Source organism: Sphingomonas bacterium, assembly GCF_903644135.1.
Taxonomy (GTDB): domain Bacteria; phylum Pseudomonadota; class Alphaproteobacteria; order Sphingomonadales; family Sphingomonadaceae; genus Sphingomonas.
In genome coordinates, this window is record NZ_CAHJXA010000186.1 from 1 (window position 1) to 5,523 (window position 5,523).

6 protein-coding genes are annotated in these 5,523 nt (G+C 69.3%); 5 read left to right on the plus strand and 1 reads right to left on the minus strand.

Annotated elements, in window-relative coordinates:
* The 5 genes from HUU96_RS10380 to HUU96_RS10400 form a co-directional block, all read left to right on the plus strand.
* Positions 1-810: cell envelope biogenesis protein TolA (locus HUU96_RS10380; protein ID WP_174292734.1), on the plus strand; the 810-nt coding region annotated here is incomplete at its 5' end.
* Between the two features lie 9 nt (positions 811-819).
* Positions 820-2,187, plus strand: coding sequence for a Tol-Pal system beta propeller repeat protein TolB (gene tolB, locus HUU96_RS10385; protein WP_174292735.1), 1,368 nt, complete (start codon positions 820-822; stop codon positions 2,185-2,187).
* A 46-nt stretch (positions 2,188-2,233) separates the two neighbouring features.
* Positions 2,234-2,755, plus strand: coding sequence for a peptidoglycan-associated lipoprotein Pal (pal, locus tag HUU96_RS10390; protein ID WP_174292736.1), 522 nt, complete (start codon positions 2,234-2,236; stop codon positions 2,753-2,755).
* Between the two features lie 50 nt (positions 2,756-2,805).
* A complete protein-coding gene (gene ispG, locus HUU96_RS10395; protein WP_174292737.1) occupies positions 2,806-3,930 on the plus strand; it encodes a flavodoxin-dependent (E)-4-hydroxy-3-methylbut-2-enyl-diphosphate synthase in 1,125 nt (374 codons plus the stop codon).
* Between the two features lie 58 nt (positions 3,931-3,988).
* Positions 3,989-4,879 carry a DMT family transporter gene (locus tag HUU96_RS10400; protein ID WP_174292738.1) on the plus strand — a complete coding sequence of 297 codons (891 nt, stop codon included), beginning with the start codon at positions 3,989-3,991 and terminating at the stop codon, positions 4,877-4,879.
* 1 nt (position 4,880) lies between these two features.
* On the opposite strand, the gene ppa is transcribed toward HUU96_RS10400, so the two are convergent.
* The gene (ppa, locus tag HUU96_RS10405) at positions 4,881-5,468 is read right to left on the minus strand and encodes an inorganic diphosphatase (RefSeq protein ID WP_174292739.1); all 588 of its coding nucleotides are present in this window, start codon (positions 5,466-5,468) and stop codon (positions 4,881-4,883) included.
* Positions 5,469-5,523 lie beyond the last annotated feature (55 nt).

A 5,523-nucleotide genomic window follows, 5' to 3' on the forward strand; every position in this document is an offset into this window, starting at 1 on the left:
CCTGCGCCGGCGAAGCCCCAGCCTGCCAAGGCTCAACCCGCCAAGGCTCAACCCGCCAAGCCCCAGCCCGCCAAGCCGCAGCCCGCTAAGCCTCAGCCCGCAAAGCCCGATCCCGATCGCCTCGCCGCGGTCGTCGCCGATGCCGAGCGTGCCGATGCCGCACGCGCGGCCAAGACAGCCGCCAAGGCCGCCGCGCACGCCGCCTTTGTCGAGAAGGTCAAGGCCGAGAACGCGGCCAAGGCCGAAGCCGCGAAGCTCGCCGCCGAGAAGGCCGAAGCGGCAAGGGTCGCCGCCGCCGCCGCCAAGGCCGAAGCTCATGCGGCCTATGTGGAGAAGGTGAAGGCGGCCAACGCGGCCAAGGCGGAGGCCGCTCAAGCCGCCGCCGCCCGTTCGCGCGGGTCGCGGCTGGGCAAGGACTTCCTCAAGGGATTGGCCGATGCCCCGGCCAAATCGCCCTCAGCCGCCGCGCCCGGCGCGATGAGCGCCAAGGCGACCGCCGACATCGCCTCGGCGATCCAGCGCCAGATCCAGCCCTGCGCCGACCGGCAGGTCAACCCCGGCCCCGGCGCGGAGCGGATCCGCGTCGCCGTCAACCTCAAGCTCAACCGCGACGGCAGCCTTGCCGCGCCGCCACGGGTCATCAACCATGACGGGCTCGACGTCGAGAACCGGCGCTATCTCGATCGGGTCGACGACCTCGCCATCGCCGCGTTCACCGGCTGCGCGCCGTTGCGGGGATTGCCTGCGGACCTGTACGACGTTCCCAATGGCTGGCGCAGCATCACCATGCGCTACAAGCTTCCCGGCTAGGACATCAGCATGACTCGCCTTCTCGCATTCGCCGCCCTGTTCTTCGGTGCCGCGCCGCTGCAACAGGCGGCTCCGCCACAGGCCGCGCCCGCCGCGCCCGCCCAGCAACAAGATAGCGGCCTGGTCGTCGACGTCACCGGCGGCGTGTCCGCGCCGCTGCCGATCGCAATCCCGGTGATGCCGACCGCCGCCGTCCAGCAGACCGCTGCCGGCTCGACCGACGCGCTCGGCCGCCAGCTGTCCGCCGTGATCGCCGCCGACCTCAAGAACTCCGGCCTGTTCACGCCGCTGGGCGCAGACCGGATGCGCGACGTCGCTTATCCGGAGGTGACGCAGCCCGCCTATGACTATTGGGTCGGCACCGGCGCGCAGGCGCTGCTGCAGGGGTTCGTGCGCGCCAATGGCGACGGCACGCTGACGGTCGGCTGTTACCTGTACGACGTGTCGTCCAAGGCCGAGTTGGCGCGACAGGGCTTTGTCGTCGGTCCTTCCGACTGGCGCCGTGCTGCCCATAAATGCGCCGACGCGGTCTACAGCCGCTTGACCGGCGAGGGGCCATATTTCGACAGCCGGCTGGTCTATGTGTCGGAAACCGGCCCCAAGGCGCATCGCACCAAGCGGCTGGCGATCATGGACCAGGACGGGGCCAACCACCGCTTCCTGACCAACGGCCAGTCGATCGTGCTGACGCCGCGGTTCGCGCCGAACCAGCAGTCGATCGTCTATATGAGCTACGAGAACGACCGGCCGTCGATCTATGTCTATGATCTCGGTTCGGGCCGGCCGCGGCGGGTGGTGCAGAATGCGAGCCTAACCTTTGCGCCGCGCTTCTCGCCCGATGGCCGCTCGATCCTGTTCTCGATGGCGCAGGCGGGCAACACCGACATCTATCGCGTGTCCTCACAGGGCGGTACCCCGCAGCGGCTGACCAACTCGCCCGGCATCGATACCGGCGGCAGCTATTCGCCAGATGGATCGCGCATCGTCTTCGAAAGCGATCGTTCCGGCGGTCAGCAGCTCTACGTCATGAACGCCGACGGCTCCGACCAGCACCGCATCAGCTTTGGCGGCGGCCGCTATGCGACGCCGGTGTGGAGCCCGCGCGGCGACCTGATCGCCTTTACCCGCGTCACCGGTAATTTCCGCATCGGCGTGATGTCGCCATCAGGCGGCGGCGAGCGGCTGCTCACCGACGATTGGCAGGACGAGGGGCCGAGCTGGTCGCCCAACGGCCGCGTCGTCAGCTTCTATCGGGCGGGCAAGGGCGCGGCGGGCAAGGCGGACCTGTGGACGGTTGACCTGACCGGCCGGGTCGAGCGGCGCGTGCCGACCCCGCTCGACGGCTCCGATCCCGCCTGGGGACCGTTGCGGCCGTAACGGCGTTGACGCGGGGGCGCTTGCCACCGGATCTGGGAGAATGACGATGACCAAGACTGCCACCCTGCTCGCCGCGACCGCGCTGATCGCCCTGGCCGGCTGCGCCAAGCACCGCCCCGCCGTGCTGCCACCGGCGCCGGTCGACAACGGCGCGATGGGACCGCCCCCTGCGCAGGGCGGGCCGGTCGACAACACCGTGCTGCTCGGCTCCAACGCCGACTTCCTGCGCTCGGTCCAGTCGAACACCGTCAATTTCGGCACCGACCAGTATGACATCGACCCGACCGCGCGCGCGATCCTGGACGGGCAGGCGACATGGCTGCAGCGCTTCCCGCAGGTGCGGATCACGATCGAGGGCCACTGCGACGAGCGCGGCACGCGCGAGTATAACCTCGCGCTGGGCGATCGCCGCGCCAACGCCGCCAAGAACTATCTCGCGGCCAAGGGCATCGATGCCAGCCGCATCTCGACGATCAGCTACGGCAAGGAGCGCCCGGTGGCGTTGGGCAGCGACGAGGGCTCGTGGGCGCAGAACCGCCGCGCGGTGACGGTGGTGATCGGGCGGTAGCGTGCCGCTAGCGCTGGCTTCGCAACCCCGGCGCTGATATAGCGCTGCCCATGTCAGTACGTCCGTGGCGCGACATCGTGCGCCGTCCGAGCCGCCAGATCATGGTCGGCAACGTCCCCGTCGGCGGCGATGCGCCCGTGACCGTGCAGACGATGACCAATACGCCGACCAGCGATCCGCGCGCGACAATCGACCAGATCCGCCGCTGCGAGGAGGCGGGGGTGGACATCATCCGCGTGTCGTGTCCCGACGTCGAAAGTACCGCCGCGCTCGGCCAGATCGTCCGCGCTGCGCGGGTGCCGATCGTCGCCGACATCCATTTCCACTACAAGCGCGCGCTGGAGGCGGCGGATGCGGGCGCGGCGTGCCTACGCATCAACCCCGGCAATATCGGCTCGTCCCAGCGCGTGGCCGAAGTGGTGCGCGCCGCCAAGGCCAATGGCTGCGCGATCCGCATCGGCGTCAACGCCGGCAGCCTCGAAAAGGACCTGCTCGAGAAATATGGCGAGCCGTGCCCCGAGGCGCTCGTCGAGAGCGCGCTCGACCATATCAAGCTGCTCCAGGACCACGACTTCCACGAATACAAGGTCGCGGTGAAGGCGTCCGACCTGTTCCTCGCCGTCGCGGCGTACCAGCAGCTCGCCGAGGTGGTCGACTGCCCGCTGCACCTGGGCATCACCGAGGCGGGTGGCTTTGTCGGCGGCACGGTCAAGTCAGCAATCGGCATCGGCAGCCTGTTGTGGTTCGGCATCGGCGATACCATCCGCGTCAGCCTGTCCGCCGAGCCCGAGGAGGAGGTGCGCGTCGGCTTCGAGATCCTGAAAGGCCTCGGCATCCGTAACCGCGGTGTTCGCGTCGTATCGTGCCCGTCCTGCGCGCGGCAGGGTTTTGACGTGATCCGCACCGTCCAAGCGCTGGAGGAGCGGCTGCAGCACATCCGCACGCCGATGTCGCTGTCGGTGCTCGGCTGCGTCGTCAACGGTCCCGGTGAGGCGCGCGAGACCGACATCGGCCTGACCGGCGGCGGCAATGGCAAGCACATGGTCTATCTGTCGGGGATCACCGACCACCATGTCCAGGACGAGGGCATGATCGACCACATCGTCCGCCTGGTCGAGGCGAAGGCGGCGGCGATCGAGGCCGACGACGAGGCGCGCGCGATCGCGGCGGAGTAGGCGGCCAAGCCCGCTACGACGTTTGCCTGGGCGCAAGCGGGCGTTTAGCACGATCGCCATGCCGTCCCGTTCTCTTAGCGTCCCCTTCGTCGCCGCGTGCCTCGGCATCGCCATCTATTCGGTGATGGACACGTTGATGAAGCGGCTGTCGATCGACAGCGGTGCCTATGCGGCGGTGCTGTGGCGGTCGGTGGCGGGTATCGGCTTGATGGGCGGTCCCTTTGTCGTGCGGCGGCGGTGGCCGAGCGCGGCGGCGCTCAGGCTGCACCTCGCGCGCGGACTGGCGGCGGGGGTGTCGGTGCTGCTGTTCTTCTTCGGCATGGCGCGGGTGCCGATGGCGCAGGCGGTGGCGATCACCTTTCTCGCGCCGCTGATCGCGATCTTCCTCGCTGCCGCTACCCTGGGCGAGCGAGTGCGGCGGGCGGCGATCGGCGGCTCCGCCATCGCCGCGGCGGGTGTGTTGGTGATCGCTGCCGGCGAGGCGAGTGCCGCCGTCTCCGCCGACACCGTGATCGGCACCGTCGCGATCTTCGTCGCCTCCATCCTCTATGCCGCCAGCCTGGTGCTGCTGCGTCGTCAGGCTCAGGTCGCCGACCCGCTGGAGGTCGCGTTCTTCGCCAGCCTGGTGATCGGTGCGGCGATGCTGCCGGCCGCGCCTTGGCTCGCCGGCTGGCCGGCACCGGCGCAGTTGCCGGCCATCGCCGGATCGGCGGTGCTGGGCACGCTGTCGGCGCTGCTGCTGGCCTGGGCCTATGCCCGCGCCGAGGCGCAGGCGCTGGTGACGGTCGAATATACCGCCTTCGTCTGGGCGGCGCTGTTCGGCTGGCTGGCCTTTGGCGAGCGGGTGTCGGGCTGGACGGTCGCCGGTGCGGTGCTGATCATGGCGGGCTGCGCCGTCGCCGTGCGGCACCGGGCATCCGCCGCCCCGTTGACCGAGGCGGCGGCCTAGCTCAGCGTCCCAGCGCCTCGCCCTGGTCGACGCCGGCATCGGCATTGCCGCCTGCCTTCTTCGCCTCGTCATAGCGGGTCACCGCCTCCAGCACGATTCGCCGTGCCTCGTCGCGATCCCCCCAGGTGCCGATCCGCACCCACTTCTTCTTCTCCAGATCCTTGTAGTGGGTGAAGAAATGCTCGATCTGCTCGAACACGATCTCGGGCATGTCGTCGCGGCCGGCGACGTTGGAGTAATAGGGGAAGGTGGAGTCGACCGGGACGCAGACCAGCTTCTCGTCGCCGCCCGCCTCGTCCTCCAGGTTCAGCACCGCGATCGGCCGCGCGCGCACCACGCAGCCCGGGATGAAAGGCGAGCGCGCCACGACCAGCGCGTCGAGCGGATCGCCGTCGGGCGACAGGGTATGCGGCACGAAGCCGTAATTGGCGGGGTAGCGCATCGGCGTGTGCAGGATGCGATCGACGAACAGCGCCCCCGACGCCTTGTCGAACTCGTACTTCACCGGCTCGCCGCCGGTCGGCACCTCGATGATGACGTTGAGGTCGTCGGGCGGGCTCTTGCCGACCGGGATCATGTCGATACGCATATCTTGTCCCTGCAAATTATTGGTGTCGTGGTGCCGCGCCCGTCTAAAGCCGGAT

What these genes read in the sequence shown, in the direction of transcription:
- pal (WP_174292736.1), top strand. Translation starts at nt 2,234, where the DNA reads ATGACCAAGACTGCCACCCTGCTCGCCGCGACCGCGCTGATCGCCCTG.
- tolB (WP_174292735.1), top strand. Translation starts at nt 820, where the DNA reads ATGACTCGCCTTCTCGCATTCGCCGCCCTGTTCTTCGGTGCCGCGCCG.
- ispG (WP_174292737.1), top strand. Translation starts at nt 2,806, where the DNA reads ATGTCAGTACGTCCGTGGCGCGACATCGTGCGCCGTCCGAGCCGCCAG.
- HUU96_RS10400 (WP_174292738.1), top strand. Translation starts at nt 3,989, where the DNA reads ATGCCGTCCCGTTCTCTTAGCGTCCCCTTCGTCGCCGCGTGCCTCGGC.
- ppa (WP_174292739.1), bottom strand. Translation starts at nt 5,468, where the DNA reads ATGCGTATCGACATGATCCCGGTCGGCAAGAGCCCGCCCGACGACCTC.